This is a genomic window from Streptomyces sp. NPDC058157 (assembly GCF_042884105.1).
In the GTDB taxonomy this organism is placed as follows: domain Bacteria; phylum Actinomycetota; class Actinomycetes; order Streptomycetales; family Streptomycetaceae; genus Streptomyces.
Map to the genome: position 1 here is coordinate 15257 of NZ_JBHVUQ010000087.1, position 15219 is coordinate 30475.

The window sequence follows — 15219 nt, forward strand, 5'->3', positions numbered from 1 at the left end:
GGCGGACACGCGTAGCGCAGACAGGAGGCGGCTGGTGAGACGAGCGCTGACCAGCGTCGGTACCGGGGACGGCGCCGGCGGGGAGGAACAGGGCCCGGTGTCCCGCCTCTGGCACGTGACGCTGAGCGTCTCGGGCAGACCGGCGCCGCTGGCGGAGGTGCGGCGCGGGCTGGAGCAGCTCGCGCACGACCACCCCTTCCTGCTGACCAGCCGGTATGCCGACGACCATGCGGAGATCCGGTACTGGGAGGAGGCCCGCGACCTCCACGACGCCGCGGCCGTCGCCCTCCGCCTCTGGGGCGAACACCGCTCCACGGCGCGGCTCCCACCCTGGGAGATCGTCGGGCTGGAGGTCATCGACCGCACGACCTACCACCAACGCGTGGCCGAGGGCTACGGCCCACCCCCGGCCCACCCGGTGGGCGTGCACCCTTACTAACGCGCCGCACCCCTCCTCGACGCGCCGCTCGCGCGGCTCGGCGCCGGGGCGCCTCCCCGGCTTCGCGCCGCTGCGGCGGACTCCGTCCGCCGGTGGCGGGGCGGGGTCGCGGGCCCCGGCGGGGGTCCGGGGGCGGAGCCCCTGGGAGACGGCGCCGTAGGGGGCCACGCGGCGCGGCAATTCCAGCCTCGCCGGCGATTGAGGCGCGGGGTCTGGGGCGGAGCCCCAGGGGGTCCGGGCGCAGCCCGGGGAACGGGGGAAGGGCGGGGCGGGGAGACGGCTCCGCGCAGCGGCAGCGGCGGCGGCACCGGCCCCCGCAGGGGAGGGGCGTCTCGCGGGGTGGAACCCCGTGAGGGCCCGGGGCAGCGGGGACTAACCTTGGCGGCATGACCTCGCTCGACGACGCCCCCGCGACCTCCCCCGTCCTCGCCACCGCGGCAGCGGCCCGCACGGCCGCCGCGGCCATCGCCCCACTCCCGCGGTCCGCCAAGGACACGGCCCTCCTGGCCATCGCGGACGCGCTGACGGCCCGTACCGACGAGATCGTCGCCGCCAACGCCCAGGACATCGAGAAGGCCCGCGCCGCCGGCACCAGCGAGACCGTCGTCGACCGGCTCACCCTCACCCCGGAGCGGGTCGCCGCCATCGCCTCCGACGTGCGCGACGTCGCGGCCCTCCCCGACCCCGTCGGCGAGGTCGTCCGCGGCTCGACCCTCCCCAACGGCATCGACCTCCGCCAGATCCGCGTCCCCCTGGGCGTGGTCGGCATCATCTACGAGGCCCGCCCCAACGTCACCGTCGACGCCGCCGCCCTCTGCCTGAAGTCCGGCAACGCCGTCCTCCTGCGCGGCAGCTCCTCCGCCTACGCCTCCAACACCGCCCTCGTCGCCATCCTGCGCGACGCGATCGCCGCCGCGGGCCTGCCCGCCGACGCGATCCAGCTCGTCCCCGGCGAGTCCCGCGACTCCGTCCGCGAGCTGATGCGCGCCCGCGGCCTCGTCGACGTGCTCATCCCGCGCGGCGGCGCCTCCCTCATCAAGACCGTCGTCGAGGAGTCCACCGTCCCGGTCATCGAGACCGGTACCGGCAACTGCCACGTCTACGTCGACGCCCAGGCCGACCTCGACATGGCCGTGGACATCCTCGTCAACTCCAAGGCCCAGCGGCCCTCCGTCTGCAACGCCGCCGAGACCCTCCTCGTCCACCGCGACATCGCCGACGCCTTCCTGCCCCGCGCCCTCGACGCCCTCGCCGACGCCGGCGTGACCGTCCACGGCGACGCCCGGGTGCTGGCCGCCGCCGAGGGCGGCAAGGTCACCGCGCTGCCCGCCACCGACGAGGACTGGGCCGCCGAGTACCTGTCGTACGACATCGCCGCCGCCGTCGTGGACTCCCTCGACGACGCCGTCGCCCACATCCGCCGCTGGACCTCCGGTCACACCGAGGCGATCGTCACCACCTCGCAGGCCGCCGCCCGCCGCTTCACCCAGCTGGTCGACTCCACCACCGTCGCGGTGAACGCCTCCACCCGGTTCACCGACGGTGGCCAGTTCGGGTTCGGCGCCGAGATCGGCATCTCCACCCAGAAGCTGCACGCCCGGGGCCCGATGGGCCTGCCCGAGCTCACCTCCACCAAGTACATCGTCACCGGCGACGGTCACATCCGGTAACCGTCCCCCGAACCCGGTGTGGCCGGATTCCGGCTTTCACCCTGCCCAAAGCGGCCCCCCAGGTCTACGCTGTTCCCGTGCCGGACGACGTGGGGGGCAAGCCGTTCCCGGACGACGGGGAGCCCGACGACGACCGCGGAGGCGCGGATCAGGACTTCGCCTCCGTGGTGTTCGACGAGGCCTTCGTCCGGAGCGCCGAGATCCATGAACCGAGCGCGGCCGAACGCCAGCGCGCCGCCGACCTGGCCTGCGCCGAGGCGGAGGCCGCCCGCGTCGCCGGAGGCTGGGCGGGCGAGGACGACTACGGCCACCTGGACGGGTACCCGTTCGACGACCCCGCCTGGGGGGCCGGACCCCACGGCTACGCCGAGGGCCCGTACGGGGCCTACGGCGGCAGCCTGCGCCCCTACCGCGGCCGGGCCGGCTGGCTGAGACCGGTCGCCTGGGTGCTCGCCGTCGTCATGGGGCTCGGCATGGTCGCCCTGGCCTTCAGCGCCGTCTACCGCAGCGCCGCGCACGAAGCGGACCCCGCACCCGCGCCCGCCAGTACCCCGCTCGGGGAAGTCACCGGCGTCGGCGCGTTTACGTACCCCGTCGGCCGCCAACCCTGAAGGTACGACCCCGCTCTCCCGTCAGGAGCTGGGGGCTTCTCTGAAGCGGGGACAGCGGGGAGAAGCGATGGCCGTACCAGGAGATCCACCCAACGGCACCCCCGAGGGAATCGGCGGGGGTGACGACGAACTGCGCCCGGACGAATACCGCTCGGTGGTCTTCGACGAGGACTTCGTCCGGGCCGCCAGGCTCCAGGAGTTCTCCGCCGAGGAACGCATGGGCGAGCACGCCCGGGCCGTCCGCAGCCGCTCCATCTGGTCCTCCGGCGGCTCCACGGGCCGGGGCACCGGCACCCCGGGCCGTGGCGCACGCCAGGGCATGCTGCTGGTGCTGCTCATCGCCTCGGCCTTCGCGGTCGCCGTCTACCTGGGCGTGCGCAACCCGTACGTGCCCCCGGCCGGCGGCAACGCCGAGCCGCTCGGCAGCACCGTCGTGCCCCTGGCGCCGTCGGTCGCCGTACCCGGCGGCACACCGGCCGACCTGTACGCCCACAGCCCCGCGGCCGACTACCGGACCGGGGCCGCCGGGATCACCCTCCCGGCCGTGCGCCGCACCCACCACTTCACCGAGAGCCAGGTCCTCGCCGCACTGTCGATCGCCAAGGACTACCTGGTGCAGTCCTCCCTCGACCCCGACGTGCTCTCCGGCAGCGCCTCCCGGCCCGTGCGGGTGCTGCTGGACCCCGGACAGCTCGCCCAGTTCGACGAGAGCATGGTCTCGCCCTCCGGGGACGGCCGGCACGCGGCCACCGGCTGGCTGGTCCGTTTCGACCCGCACACCGCGGTCCTGGCCGACTCCCGCGTCCGGGTCGGCGGCACCCTCGCCTTCGAGGAGATCAGCCCGGAGGTGCTCGTCGTCACCACCGACCACACCTTCGTGTACGCCGTACGGGGAGCCTCCGGCCCGCCGGCCGGACCCGACGCGGCCTCGCTGTTCACCGTCCGGCGAGAGCTGCGGCTGCGCTTCGACCACGAGGACCTCACCACCCGGCGGGCGGAGGTGGCCTCCTCCTACGTGATGGCCGGGCCCCAGGACTGCGCCGCGGACCCGGCCGGGAGCTTCCGCCCGCTGCTGGCCGGAGCCGGCCCCACCACCGTGGGCCCGCCGGTCAGCGACCCGTACGCCAGCGGCCACCCCCGGCGCACGGCCGGGCTGTGCGGGGTGATGGACCCGGCGGCGGCCCCACCGGACCCGTCGCCCCAGCCCGCGCAGTCCGACCAGCCCGACCGGCCCACGCAGTCCTCGGCGTCCGAGGGCCCGCAGCAGCCCGGCCCGGCGGCGGCGGGACCGCCGGTGGCGCTGCCCCGGACACCGCCCCCGCCGGCCTCGGTCAGCCCGCTCCGGTAGCGCCCTTCTCCTCGCCGCCCGCGGCGCCGCCGGTCGCGCCGCCGAACCGGCCGCGCAGCTTCCCGCCCAGGTCGCCCGCGCCGCCGGCTATGTCGCCGACCAGCTTCATCAGCGGATCCTTGCTCGTGCGCACCGAGTCCGCGTAGTGCGAGGCGGACTGGCGGAAGGAGTCGGCCACCGAGGCGTCCTTGTCCTCGTCCCGCCGCGGGTAGTGCCCGTCCATGATCCGCTGGTAGTCCCGGCTCTGCGACCACTTGCGCAGCTCGGCGGCGCGCACCGTGGTGAAGGGGTGGGTGCGCGGCAGCACGTTGAGGATCTTCAGGACCGAGTCGCGCAGGTCGCCGCCCGCCTCGTACTCGTCGGCCTGGGCCAGGAAGGCGTCCACGTTCATCTCGTGCAGGTGGTTGCCGCCGGCGATCTTCATCAGTCCGCGCATCGACGCGTTCACGTCCTGCCCCACCAGCAGTCCCGCCCGGTCCGCCGACAGCTCGGACTTGCGGAACCACTCGCGCAGCGCGGTGACGATCGCCATGATCGCCACATTGCCCAGCGGGATCCACGCCACCTTCAGCGCCAGGCCCGTCAGGAACAGCAGCACCGTGCGGTACACGGAGTGCCCGGACAGCGCGTGGCCCGCCTCGTGGCCCACGACCGCCCGCATCTCCTCCTCGTCCAGCAGCTCCACCAGCCCCGTCGTCACCACGATGATCGGCTCGTCCAGCCCGATGCACATGGCGTTCGGCTTCGGATCCTGCTGGACGTACATCTGCGGGACCTTCTCCAGGTCCAGGATGTAGCAGGCGTCGCGCAGCATCTCGTACAGATGGGGGAACTGGGTCTCGCCCACCCGCACCGAGTCCGACAGGAACAGCAGCCGCAGACTGCGCTCGGGGAGCAGCCCGCTGAGGGCCTTGAAGACCGTGTCGAAACCGGTCAGCTTGCGCAGGGCCACCAGCGCCGAGCGGTCCGCCGGGTGCTCGTAGGCCCGCGAGGAGATGCCCGGGAACCTCCGGCGGTCGCGGGCCGGTGTCTTCTCGAATCCGCTGTCGGTCATGGCGCTTCCCCCTGGATCGGCCTGTGCTGTGCTGCGTCCATCCTCTGTCCATCCTCTCCAACGCATGAGTCGGCGTGAGCGTGCCCCGGGCCCCCGCATACGATGTGAGGGAAGTCTCCGCTCGCTCCCCGACTCGATAGGTACCTGCCTGATGAGCCTCTCCACCACCGCCAACAACCTCGTCCTCCTCGCCTCGGAGGGCACCGAGCAGCACGGTGGCAACCACGAGAGCCTGAGCCCCTACCTGACCGGTGGCGGTGCGCTCTTCGTCCTCCTGCTGCTGCTCTGGGTGACCACGCGCCTGAACCGCGACCGCTGAACCCCTCGTCCGGACCGGGCCTCCGCGCGTGCGGCACCGGGCCAGTAGGCTCTGCGCTCATGGGAGAGCAGGAAGTGCCTACGGGCCCGGTCAAGCGCCGGCTCGGCGTGATGGGCGGGACGTTCGACCCGATCCACCACGGACACCTGGTGGCGGCCAGCGAGGTCGCCGCCCTTTTCCACCTCGACGAGGTGGTGTTCGTCCCCACGGGCGAACCGTGGCAGAAGTCCCAGCGGGCCGTGTCGCCCGCAGAGGACCGCTACCTGATGACGGTCATCGCGACGGCCTCGAACCCGCAGTTCTCGGTGAGCCGCATCGACATCGACCGCGGCGGCCCGACGTACACGATCGACACCCTGCGCGACCTGAGCGCGCTCAACGAGGACGCCGACCTCTTCTTCATCACCGGCGCCGACGCCCTCGCACAGATCCTCACCTGGCGCAACGCCGACGAGCTGTTCTCCCTCGCCCACTTCATCGGGGTGACCCGGCCCGGCCACGTCCTGACCGACGACGGCCTGCCCGAGGGCGGGGTCTCGCTCGTGGAGGTGCCCGCGCTGGCGATCTCCTCCACCGACTGCCGCGCCCGCGTCGCCGAGGGCGACCCCGTCTGGTACCTGGTCCCGGACGGCGTCGTGCGTTACATCGACAAGCGTGAGCTGTACCGGGGAGCCTGAGCTTCCGGAACGACGAGAGGCCCGCGGTGAACGACCCACAGGATCCGTACGACCCGTACGCCGCCCAGCAGCAGCTCATCGGCTACGACCCGTACGGCCGGCCGCTGTACGGCCAGGTGCCCGCGCAGCAGCCCCTCCAGCCCGCCCCGCCGCCCCCGTACGGGCAGCAGTACGAACCCCCGTACGACCAGTCGTACGCACAGCAGTCCGACGCACACCAGTCCGACGGCCGGCAGTACGACTACGGGCAGCAGGCGCAGGGGTACGCCCCCCAGGCCCCTCCCTCCTACGGGTACGACACCCGGCAGCAGCCCCCGCAGTGGATCCCCCCGCAGGCCGCCGCCCCCCAGGCCCCCGCCCAGCCCCAGGCCCCCGCCCAGGCCCCCGTCCCCGAGCCGCGCCGGTCGGACCCCGCGGACCCCGCGGACCCCGCGGACCGGGCCGGACGGGAGCCCGCCGGCTACCGCACCGAGCAGTTCGCCTTCATCGACCAGCCGGACGAGGACTCCGAGGACGTCATCGACTGGCTCGCCTTCACCGAGAGCCGCACCGAGCGCCGCGAGGAAGCCCGCCGCCGCGGCCGCAACCGGGTGGTCGCGCTGGTGGTCGTCCTGGCCCTGCTGCTCGTCGGCGGCCTCGGCTGGCTCTGGTACGCGGGCGGGCTGCCCTTCCTCGACGGACCCGGCCGGAAGAAGGCCGCCACGACCGCCGCCGGCGCCCAGAAGCGCGACATGATCGTCGTCCACCTGCGCAACACCAAGCGGGGCGGCAGCTCCACCGCCCTCCTGGTGGACAACGTCACCGCACGCCAGGGCGCCACCGTCCTGCTGCCCAACACCCTCGCCGTCACCAAGGACGACGGCACCGGCACCACCCTCGGCAAGTCCGTCGAGGACGGCGGCATCGGCACCCGCGAGGCCCTCGACACCGCCCTCGGCACCCGCATCGGCGGCACGTGGCGCCTGGACACCCCCTTCCTGGAGCGCCTGGTCGAACTGGTCGGCGGCATCGAGACCGACACCGACGCCGCCGTGCCCGCCGACGACCAGGCCAAGACCCCGGCCGTCGGGCAGGGCCCCAAGCAGAGCCTGACCGGCGCCATGGCCGTCGCCTACGCCACCTACCGCGCCCCGGGCGAACCGGAGGCCAAGCAGCTGGAGCGCACCGGCCGGGTCCTGTACGCCGTCCTGCGCAAGATCCCCTCCGACCCGAAGGCGGCCGCCACGACCGTCGAGAGCATGGGCCAGATCCTGGACCCGGGGCTCGACGCGCAGAACCTCGGAGGCCTCCTGGCGCGGATCGGCGAGCACGCCAAGACGGCCGCGTACCGCACCGAGGTGCTCTCGGTGAAGCCCGACGGGGGCCTCACCGACGAGGCCTCCAAGAAGGTGGTCAAGGAGCTCCTCGGCGGGTCCGTCGCCGCCGCCCAGCCCGGCGCGGCCCCGCGGGTGGGCCTCAAGGACGCCACCGGGGACGAGAAGGCGCAGGTCGCGGCGAAGGCCGCGCTGCTCAACGGCGGCTACGCCCTCGTGGACGGGGGCAGGGCCGACCGGCCGGTGGCCGCCTCGCAGGTCACGTACCAGGACGAGGGCCAGCGGGCCCGCGCGGTCGAGGTCGCCAAGACGCTCGGGCTGCCGGAGACGGCCGTGAAGAAGGCGGAGAGCGTGGTGAACGCGGACGTCGTGGTGACCCTGGGCAAGGACTGGAAACCGTCCTGACGGGGCGGGGCCGGCAGTACATGAGACCCTTGTAGGGATCTGCCCGCCAACCCGAAAGCATGGCCAGTGACCGCCACGGACCGCTCCATCGAGCTCATCACCACCGCCGCCCAGGCGGCGGCCGACCGGCTCGCGCACGACATCATCGCGTACGACGTCAGCGACGTGCTGTCGATCACCGACGCCTTCCTGCTCGCCTCCGCGCCCAACGACCGCCAGGTCAAGTCGATCGTGGACGAGATCGAGGAGCGGCTCCTCAAGGAGCTCGGCGCCAAGCCGGTGCGCCGCGAGGGCGACCGCGACGCCCGCTGGATCCTGCTCGACTACGTCGACATCGTGGTGCACGTCCAGCACAGCGAGGAGCGCGTCTTCTACGCGCTGGAGCGCCTGTGGAAGGACTGCCCCGAGATCGAGCTCCCCGAGGACGCCAAACTCACCATCGGCAAGGCCGAGGAGCACGCCAAGCTGCGCGAGGCGCAGGGCGACGACGACCTGGACGGTGATCTGTTCTGAGCGGGGCCACCGGCACGGGAAGCTCCGGCGGCGGCTCCGCCCGCACCGGCAGGAAGATCGTCCTCTGGCGGCACGGCCAGACCTCCTGGAACCTGGAGCGCCGCTTCCAGGGCTCCACGGACATCGAGCTGACCGAGACGGGGCTGGCGCAGGCGCGCCGCGCCGCCCGGCTGCTCGCCTCGCTCGGTCCGGACGCCATCGTGGCCTCCGACCTGAAGCGTGCCGCGGCCACGGCCGCCGAGCTGGCCGCCGTCACGAACCTGCCCGTGGCGCACACCGAGGCGCTGCGCGAGACGTACGCCGGTGAGTGGCAGGGCCTGACGCACGAGGAGATCGTCGAGAAGTACGGCGAGCAGTACGCGGCGTGGAAGCGCGGCGAGCCCGTGCGGCGCGGCGGGGGCGAGCTGGAGACCGAGGTGGCCGACCGGGCCGCCCCGGTGGTGCTCGACCACGCGGACCGGCTGCCCCCGGGCGGGACGCTCGTCGTCGTCAGCCACGGCGGCACCATCCGTACGACCATCGGCCGCCTGCTGCGGCTGGAGGCGCGTGACTGGGAGAGCCTGGGCGGGCTCTCCAACTGCTGCTGGTCCGTCCTCGGTGAGGGCGCGCGCGGCTGGCGGCTGCTCGAGCACAACGCCGGCACCCTGCCGGAGCCGGTGCTCGGCGACGACGACTGAGCCCCTCCGCGGGGCCGCTCCGACCCGGATTTCACTTTCCGGCTGGTCACAGGCTAGAGTTCTTCTTGTTCGCAGCGAAGAACACCGGAAACGGGGGGAACGCCGCGGAGAGCGGGGCTATAGCTCAGTTGGTAGAGCGCCTGCATGGCATGCAGGAGGTCAGGAGTTCAATTCTCCTTAGCTCCACAATCAGGATCCCGTCCCCAACAGGGGGCGGGATCCTTGCGTTTGTCCCTCCTGTGCTTGCTGACCCCACCGGGACCGGCGTGGCAGAATCGGACGGCCGGAGGGGGACACGACGGTCCGACGCGGGAGGGAGTCGCTGACGGATGGGTGCACACCGGCGGCGGTGCGACTGGTGCAACAACGGCACGCCGATCGTTCGGGACATGGAGCCCGTCAATCCCGACTACCAGTACTGGTGCGAGGAATGCGCGCGGGCGCTGATCATAAAAGGCGACCCCATCGAGACGTACCGGGAGCTGGAGGGCGAGCCGATCTACGGCCGGCTGCTCGACGAGCACTGCACGCTCAAGCGCTTCTACCAGTTCGCCCGGGCTTGACGGGGTCGACGACCGCCACGATCGCGGGCGAATCGGTCATAACGACCCTCCAGGAAACCGATTTTTGGTCTGGGGCCATGACCGTGTAATGTTCTCGATGTCGCCAGGGGGAACCGGCAAGGGAAACCGAGAAGGGGCCCGGCGGCAGAGAGAAACAAGGGGCTATAGCTCAGTTGGTAGAGCGCCTGCATGGCATGCAGGAGGTCAGGAGTTCAATTCTCCTTAGCTCCACAGTGTGGAAGAGGGTCACCCGGATCGGGTGGCCCTCTTCTCGTTGTGCGGAACGGCAGAGCGGTCGCACGGGCCCCTGCGGTACCCTGACGCCATGCGTGCCGTACGCCTTCTGCTTACCGAGCCGCGCTGAGCAGCACCGACCCCGAGAAGGTCGGCATCGGCGCGGCGTCCCCTCCTGTGCGAGGGGTTTTTTCGTTTGGGCAGGCAGAGACGGCAGAGACGATCGATGGAGCTTCAGGAATCATGAGCGAGACGAACACCCCGGCCCCCGAGGCGGCCGAGGGGCACCGTTACACGGCTGCCATGGCCGCCGACATCGAGGCACGCTGGCAGGACGTATGGGACGCGGAGGGCACCTACGAGGCGCCCAACCCCAGCGGTGACCTGGCCGGAGACCCGGCCGTCGTCGCCCGGCCCAAGAAGTTCATCATGGACATGTTCCCGTACCCCTCCGGTGCGGGCCTGCACGTCGGCCACCCGCTCGGGTACATCGCCACCGACGTCTACGCCCGCCACCAGCGCATGTCGGGCCACAACGTCCTGCACACCCTGGGCTTCGACGCCTTCGGCCTGCCGGCCGAGCAGTACGCCGTGCAGACCGGCACGCACCCGCGCGTGTCGACCGAGGCGAACATCGAGAACATGAAGCTCCAGCTGCGCCGGCTGGGCCTGGGCCACGACAAGCGCCGCTCGTTCGCGACGATCGACCCCGAGTACTACAAGTGGACCCAGTGGATCTTCCTGCAGATCTACAACTCCTACTACGACACGGACGCGGACAAGGCCCGGCCGATCGCCGAGCTGGTCGCCGCCTTCGAGAACGGCTCCCGTGAGGTCCCCGGCGGCCGTGCCTGGGCGGAGCTGACCGCCGGCGAGCGCGCCGACGTGCTGAACCGGTACCGCCTGGCCTACGCCTCGGACGCGCCCGTCAACTGGTGCCCCGGCCTGGGCACGGTGCTGGCCAACGAGGAGGTCACCGCCGACGGCCGGTCCGAGCGCGGCAACTTCCCCGTCTTCAAGTCCCGCCTGAGCCAGTGGAACATGCGCATCACCGCGTACGCCGACCGGCTGCTGGACGACCTGGACGCGCTGGACTGGCCCGAGGCCATCAAGCTGCAGCAGCGCAACTGGATCGGCCGCAGCGAGGGCGCACGCGTCGACTTCGCCCTGGGCGACGAGGCGATCACCGTCTTCACCACCCGCCCCGACACCCTGTTCGGCGCCACCTACATGGTGCTGGCGCCCGAGCACCCGCTGGTCGAGAAGTTCATCCCGGCCGCCTGGCCCGAGGGCACCCGCGAGGCCTGGACCGGCGGCCACGCCACCCCGGCCGAGGCCGTCGCCGCGTACCGCAAGCAGGCCGGCGCCAAGTCCGACGTCGAGCGGCAGGCCGACGCCAAGGAGAAGACCGGCGTCTTCACCGGCGAGTACGCGCTCAACCCGGTCAGCGGCGAGAAGGTCCCGGTCTTCATCGCCGACTACGTGCTGATGGGCTACGGCACCGGCGCGATCATGGCCGTCCCGGCGCACGACGCCCGCGACTTCGAGTTCGCCCGCGCCTTCGAGCTGCCGATGCGCTGCGTGGTCGAGCCCACCGACGGCCGCGGCACCGACCCGGCCGAGTGGGAGGACGCCTTCGGCTCCTACGACGCCAAGCTGGTCAACTCGGCCGGCGAGGGCATCTCCCTGGACGGGCTGGGCGTGGTCGAGGCCAAGGCCGCCATCACCGACTGGCTGGCCGAGCGCGGCCTCGGCGAGGGCACCGTGAACTTCCGCCTGCGCGACTGGCTGTTCAGCCGCCAGCGCTACTGGGGCGAGCCCTTCCCGATCGTCTACGACGAGGACGGCGTCGCCCACCCGCTGCCCGAGTCGATGCTGCCGCTGGAGCTGCCCGAGGTCGAGGACTACTCGCCGCGCACCTTCGAGCCCGACGACGCCGACTCCAAGCCGGAGACCCCCCTCTCGCGCAAGGCCGACTGGGTCGACGTGGAGCTGGACCTCGGCGACGGGCGCGGCGTGCGCGCCTACCGCCGCGAGACCAACACCATGCCGAACTGGGCCGGCTCCTGCTGGTACGAGCTGCGCTACCTGGACCCGCACAACGCGGACGCGCTGGTCGACCCGGAGATCGAGCAGTACTGGATGGGTCCGCGCGAGAGCGCCCCGCACGGCGGCGTCGACCTGTACGTGGGCGGCGCCGAGCACGCGGTGCTGCACCTGCTGTACGCGCGCTTCTGGTCCAAGGTGCTGTTCGACCTGGGCCACGTCTCCTCGGTCGAGCCGTTCCACAAGCTGTTCAACCAGGGCATGATCCAGGCCTACGTCTACCGCGACGAGCGCGGCTTCCCGGTCGCGGCCACCGAGGTCGAGGAGCGCGACGGCAAGTTCTTCTTCGAGGGCGAGCCGGTCAAGCGCGAGCTGGGCAAGATGGGCAAGTCCCTGAAGAACGCCGTCACCCCGGACGAGATCTGCGAGGAGTACGGCGCGGACACCCTGCGCCTGTACGAGATGGCGATGGGCCCGCTGGACGTCTCGCGCCCGTGGGACACCCGCGCCGTGGTCGGCCAGTACCGGCTGCTGCAGCGCCTGTGGCGCAACGTGGTGGACGAGGAGACGGGCGCGGTGACGGTCGTCGACGCCGAGCCCGCCGAGGACACCCTGCGCGCCCTGCACAAGGCCATCGACGGGGCCGGCTCGGACATGGCGGGCCTGCGGTTCAACACCGCCATCGCCAAGATCACCGAGCTGAACAACACCCTGACCAAGGCGGGCCGCCCGCTGGAGCGGTCCGTGGCCGAGCGCCTGGTGCTGCTGATCGCCCCGCTGGCGCCGCACATCGCCGAGGAGCTGTGGCACCGCCTGGGCCACACCGACTCGGTCGTCCACCAGGACTTCCCCGTCGCCGACCCGGCGTACGTCGTGGACGAGACGGTCACCTGCGTGGTCCAGGTCAAGGGCAAGGTCAAGGCCCGCCTGGAGGTGCCGCCGACGATCTCGGACGCCGACCTGGAGCAGCTGGCGGTCACCGACGAGGCCGTCGTCGCCGCGCTGGGCGGCGCCGAGATCCGCAAGGTGATCGTGCGCGCGCCGAAGCTGGTGAACATCGTCGTCTGAGGGCGCGCGCACCGCGTCTCGGGGTGATCCCGTACGGGCAGGTTGGGGGTTCGATTGGAACCCCCGGCCTGCCCGTGGCGTTTACGGTGGAGGGGACGGGAACAGGCCGGGGAAGGGAACCTCATGGAGGTAGGCGCGTTGGTCATCATCTTTGCCCTGGTGGTGCTGTTCGCCTTCCTGGGGCTGGGCGCCTGGGCCACGGTCAAGGCGGTCGGCGCGGCCAAGCGCGGCGTGGACCGGACGATCACGCAGGCCCGCCGGACGGTCGAGGACACCACCCTCAGGGCCAAGAGCCTCGGTCAGGTCGGGGTCACGGCTGCGCTGGCGCAGCTGCGGCTCGACCTGCGGACGTCCATGCGGGCCACGCAGGCGGCCCTCTACCAGGGGGTCCAGGCGGACGCCTCGCTGAAGGAGTCGATCGCCCTCTTCGAGCGGCTCAGCCGGCACGGGCACGAGCTGGACGACGAGCTCAAGCGGCTGGAGCAGGAGCCGGACCGCAAGCGGATCGCGGAGTGCCTGCCCGGCCTGCGCGAGCGCACCGCCAAGATCACCGAATCCGCCGACTCGCTGCGCTGGGCGGCGCGCGACCGGGCCCGTCAGTTCGCCGACGAGGACCTGGCGGCGCTGTCGGCGCAGATCGAGGTGGAGTCGAGCGCGCTGCGCGACTGGTCCCGGGAGTCCGTGGACGACCTGACGGCCGCCGCGGCGGCGTGGGACGCCGGAGCCGGGCAGGGGCCCGGGCGGGGCGCGGGTGCCTCGGGTGCGGGTTCCGCTGCGGCGGGTGGCGGTGCTGCGGCTTCCGGGGCGGGTGCGCAGGAGCGGGCCTCCGGGCAGCAGCGGCCCGCGCTGGACGCGTCCGCGCCGGCGGTGTCCTACCCCTGGCAGAAGGCTCCCCGGCCGGAGGCCGCTTCCTGAGCGCGGCGCCTGCGACGGGCTGAGGTCCGGGAGGGACGGGCCGGGGTCCGGGAGGGACGGGCTGAGGTCCGGGAGAGACGGGCTGGGGGCCGGGAGAGACGGGCTGAGGTCCGGGGAGTCCGGAGAGGCGGGGGTGACGGATGTGGCCCGGGCTGCCGGATCACCTCCTCGGGCGGTAACCTCCGGCTCATGTCCCGCCATGTCGCGATCGTCACCGATTCCACGGCCTATCTGCCGCCGCCGGCCATGGAGCGGCACGGGATCACCGCCGTGCCCCTGACCGTCGTACTGGGTGACGAGGCCCTCGAGGAGGGCACGGAGATCTCGGCCCGCAGCCTGGCCGCGGCCCTGCAGAAGCGCCGCTCGGTCACCACCTCCCGCCCGGGCCCGGACCGGTTCGTACAGGCCTACCGGGCGGCGGCGGAGGCTGGTGCGACCGGCATCGTGAGCCTGCACCTCTCCGCCGAGTTCTCCGGCACCTACGACGCCGCCGTGGTCGCGGCGAAGACGGCCCCCGTGCCGGTCCGCGTCGTGGACACCGGCATGGTCGCGATGGCCCTCGGCTTCTGCGCCCTCGCCGCCGCCGAGACGGCCGAGGCGGGCGGTTCCGCCGACGAGGCCGTGGCCGCCGCCGAGAAGCGGGCCGCGGAGATGTCGGCGTACTTCTACGTGGACACCCTCGACTACCTGCGCCGTGGCGGCCGCATCGGGGCGGCGCAGGCCCTCCTCGGGTCGGCGCTGGCGGTCAAGCCGCTGCTCACGCTGGACGGCGGGCGGATCGAGATGCTGGAGAAAGTGCGGACGGCCTCCCGGGCCATCGCCCGGCTGGAGGAGCTCGCCGTCGAGCGGGCCGGGTCGCGCGGGGTCGACGTGGCGGTCCACCACCTGGCGGCACCGGAACGGGCCGAGAAGCTCGCGCAGCGGCTGCGGGAGCGGATCCCGGGCCTGGTCGAGCTGCACGTGAGCGAGGTCGGGGCGGTGATCGGCGCCCACACCGGGCCGGGACTGCTGGCCGCGGTGGTGTCCCCGCGCTGATCCGGGCCACCCGAACGGGTGACGGAGTTTTCCACAACGGGCCGGTTATGCACCGGAATTGAAGGCTCCGAGCGGGGTGTCCGGGACCGGGCCTAGCGTCGTGGCATGACTCTTCGAACGCGTGCTTCGCGCCGCCCCTCAGGTACCTCCGGATCCTTCGACGGGCCCGTCCCCTTCGGTGCCCCTGCGTCCTTCGACGACTCCGCTTCCTTCGACGACTCAGCTTCCTTCGCCGGCTCGGTGTCGCCCGATGCCCGTCGTGGCGGTGGCGGTGGCGGGGGCGGTGGCGGGGGCGGGGGGAGCGGGCCCGGGCGGGGGCGGCGGTCCGACGG

The 15219-nt window shown here is 72.7% G+C and carries 14 protein-coding genes and 2 tRNA genes; 15 read left to right on the forward strand and 1 reads right to left on the reverse strand.

Annotated features, from left to right (window positions below):
- The first annotated feature begins 31 nt into the window (after nt 1-31).
- The 4 genes from ACFVXK_RS21735 to ACFVXK_RS21750 all read left to right on the forward strand — a co-directional run bounded on the left by ACFVXK_RS21735 (nt 32) and on the right by ACFVXK_RS21750 (nt 4068).
- Entirely contained in the window at nt 32-439 is a 408-nt protein-coding gene (locus ACFVXK_RS21735) for a hypothetical protein (protein WP_388947270.1), read from the forward strand.
- A gap of 386 nt (nt 440-825) precedes the next feature.
- The gene (locus ACFVXK_RS21740; protein WP_389614069.1) at nt 826-2109 is read left to right on the forward strand and encodes a glutamate-5-semialdehyde dehydrogenase; all 1284 of its coding nucleotides are present in this window, start codon (nt 826-828) and stop codon (nt 2107-2109) included.
- 77 nt (nt 2110-2186) lie between these two features.
- Complete coding sequence (locus tag ACFVXK_RS21745; RefSeq protein WP_389614071.1) at nt 2187-2720, forward strand: hypothetical protein; 534 nt, start codon at nt 2187-2189, stop codon at nt 2718-2720.
- A 67-nt stretch (nt 2721-2787) separates the two neighbouring features.
- Nucleotides 2788-4068, forward strand: coding sequence for a hypothetical protein (locus tag ACFVXK_RS21750; protein WP_389614073.1), 1281 nt, complete (start codon nt 2788-2790; stop codon nt 4066-4068).
- Here the strand turns inward: ACFVXK_RS21750 and ACFVXK_RS21755 are convergent.
- The gene (locus ACFVXK_RS21755) at nt 4052-5122 is read right to left on the reverse strand and encodes a M48 family metallopeptidase (RefSeq protein ID WP_389614074.1); all 1071 of its coding nucleotides are present in this window, start codon (nt 5120-5122) and stop codon (nt 4052-4054) included. The genes ACFVXK_RS21750 and ACFVXK_RS21755 overlap by 17 nt on opposite strands.
- 151 nt (nt 5123-5273) lie before the next feature.
- Between ACFVXK_RS21755 and ACFVXK_RS21760 the strand changes: the two genes are divergently transcribed.
- The 11 genes from ACFVXK_RS21760 to ACFVXK_RS21810 all read left to right on the forward strand — a co-directional run bounded on the left by ACFVXK_RS21760 (nt 5274) and on the right by ACFVXK_RS21810 (nt 14887).
- Nucleotides 5274-5441, forward strand: a complete 168-nt coding sequence (locus ACFVXK_RS21760) for a hypothetical protein (protein WP_358892946.1) — start codon at nt 5274-5276, stop codon at nt 5439-5441.
- 59 nt (nt 5442-5500) lie between these two features.
- Nucleotides 5501-6118, forward strand: a complete 618-nt coding sequence (nadD, locus tag ACFVXK_RS21765) for a nicotinate-nucleotide adenylyltransferase (protein ID WP_079426883.1) — start codon at nt 5501-5503, stop codon at nt 6116-6118.
- Nucleotides 6119-6144: 26 nt separating this feature from the next.
- On the forward strand, nt 6145-7836 hold the full coding sequence (locus ACFVXK_RS21770) for an LCP family protein (protein ID WP_389614077.1): 1692 nt from the start codon (nt 6145-6147) through the stop codon (nt 7834-7836).
- A gap of 66 nt (nt 7837-7902) precedes the next feature.
- Nucleotides 7903-8349 (forward strand): ribosome silencing factor, encoded by a 447-nt coding sequence (gene rsfS / locus ACFVXK_RS21775; protein ID WP_365159128.1) that lies wholly within the window; start codon nt 7903-7905, stop codon nt 8347-8349.
- Nucleotides 8346-9026: a histidine phosphatase family protein gene (locus tag ACFVXK_RS21780; RefSeq protein ID WP_389614085.1), complete on the forward strand. Its 681-nt coding sequence runs from the start codon at nt 8346-8348 to the stop codon at nt 9024-9026. Before rsfS ends, ACFVXK_RS21780 begins: the two co-directional genes overlap by 4 nt.
- A 113-nt stretch (nt 9027-9139) precedes the next feature.
- A tRNA-Ala gene (locus ACFVXK_RS21785) sits at nt 9140-9212 on the forward strand.
- A gap of 143 nt (nt 9213-9355) precedes the next feature.
- Nucleotides 9356-9589: a hypothetical protein gene (locus tag ACFVXK_RS21790; protein ID WP_007264019.1), complete on the forward strand. Its 234-nt coding sequence runs from the start codon at nt 9356-9358 to the stop codon at nt 9587-9589.
- 158 nt (nt 9590-9747) lie between these two features.
- Nucleotides 9748-9820 (forward strand) — tRNA-Ala (locus tag ACFVXK_RS21795).
- A gap of 246 nt (nt 9821-10066) precedes the next feature.
- Complete coding sequence (gene leuS, locus ACFVXK_RS21800; protein ID WP_389614080.1) at nt 10067-12937, forward strand: leucine--tRNA ligase; 2871 nt, start codon at nt 10067-10069, stop codon at nt 12935-12937.
- Nucleotides 12938-13060: 123 nt separating this feature from the next.
- Nucleotides 13061-13852 (forward strand): copper transporter family protein, encoded by a 792-nt coding sequence (locus ACFVXK_RS21805; RefSeq protein WP_389614082.1) that lies wholly within the window; start codon nt 13061-13063, stop codon nt 13850-13852.
- A gap of 189 nt (nt 13853-14041) precedes the next feature.
- Complete coding sequence (locus ACFVXK_RS21810; RefSeq protein ID WP_389614084.1) at nt 14042-14887, forward strand: DegV family protein; 846 nt, start codon at nt 14042-14044, stop codon at nt 14885-14887.
- Nucleotides 14888-15219: the final 332 nt, after the last annotated feature.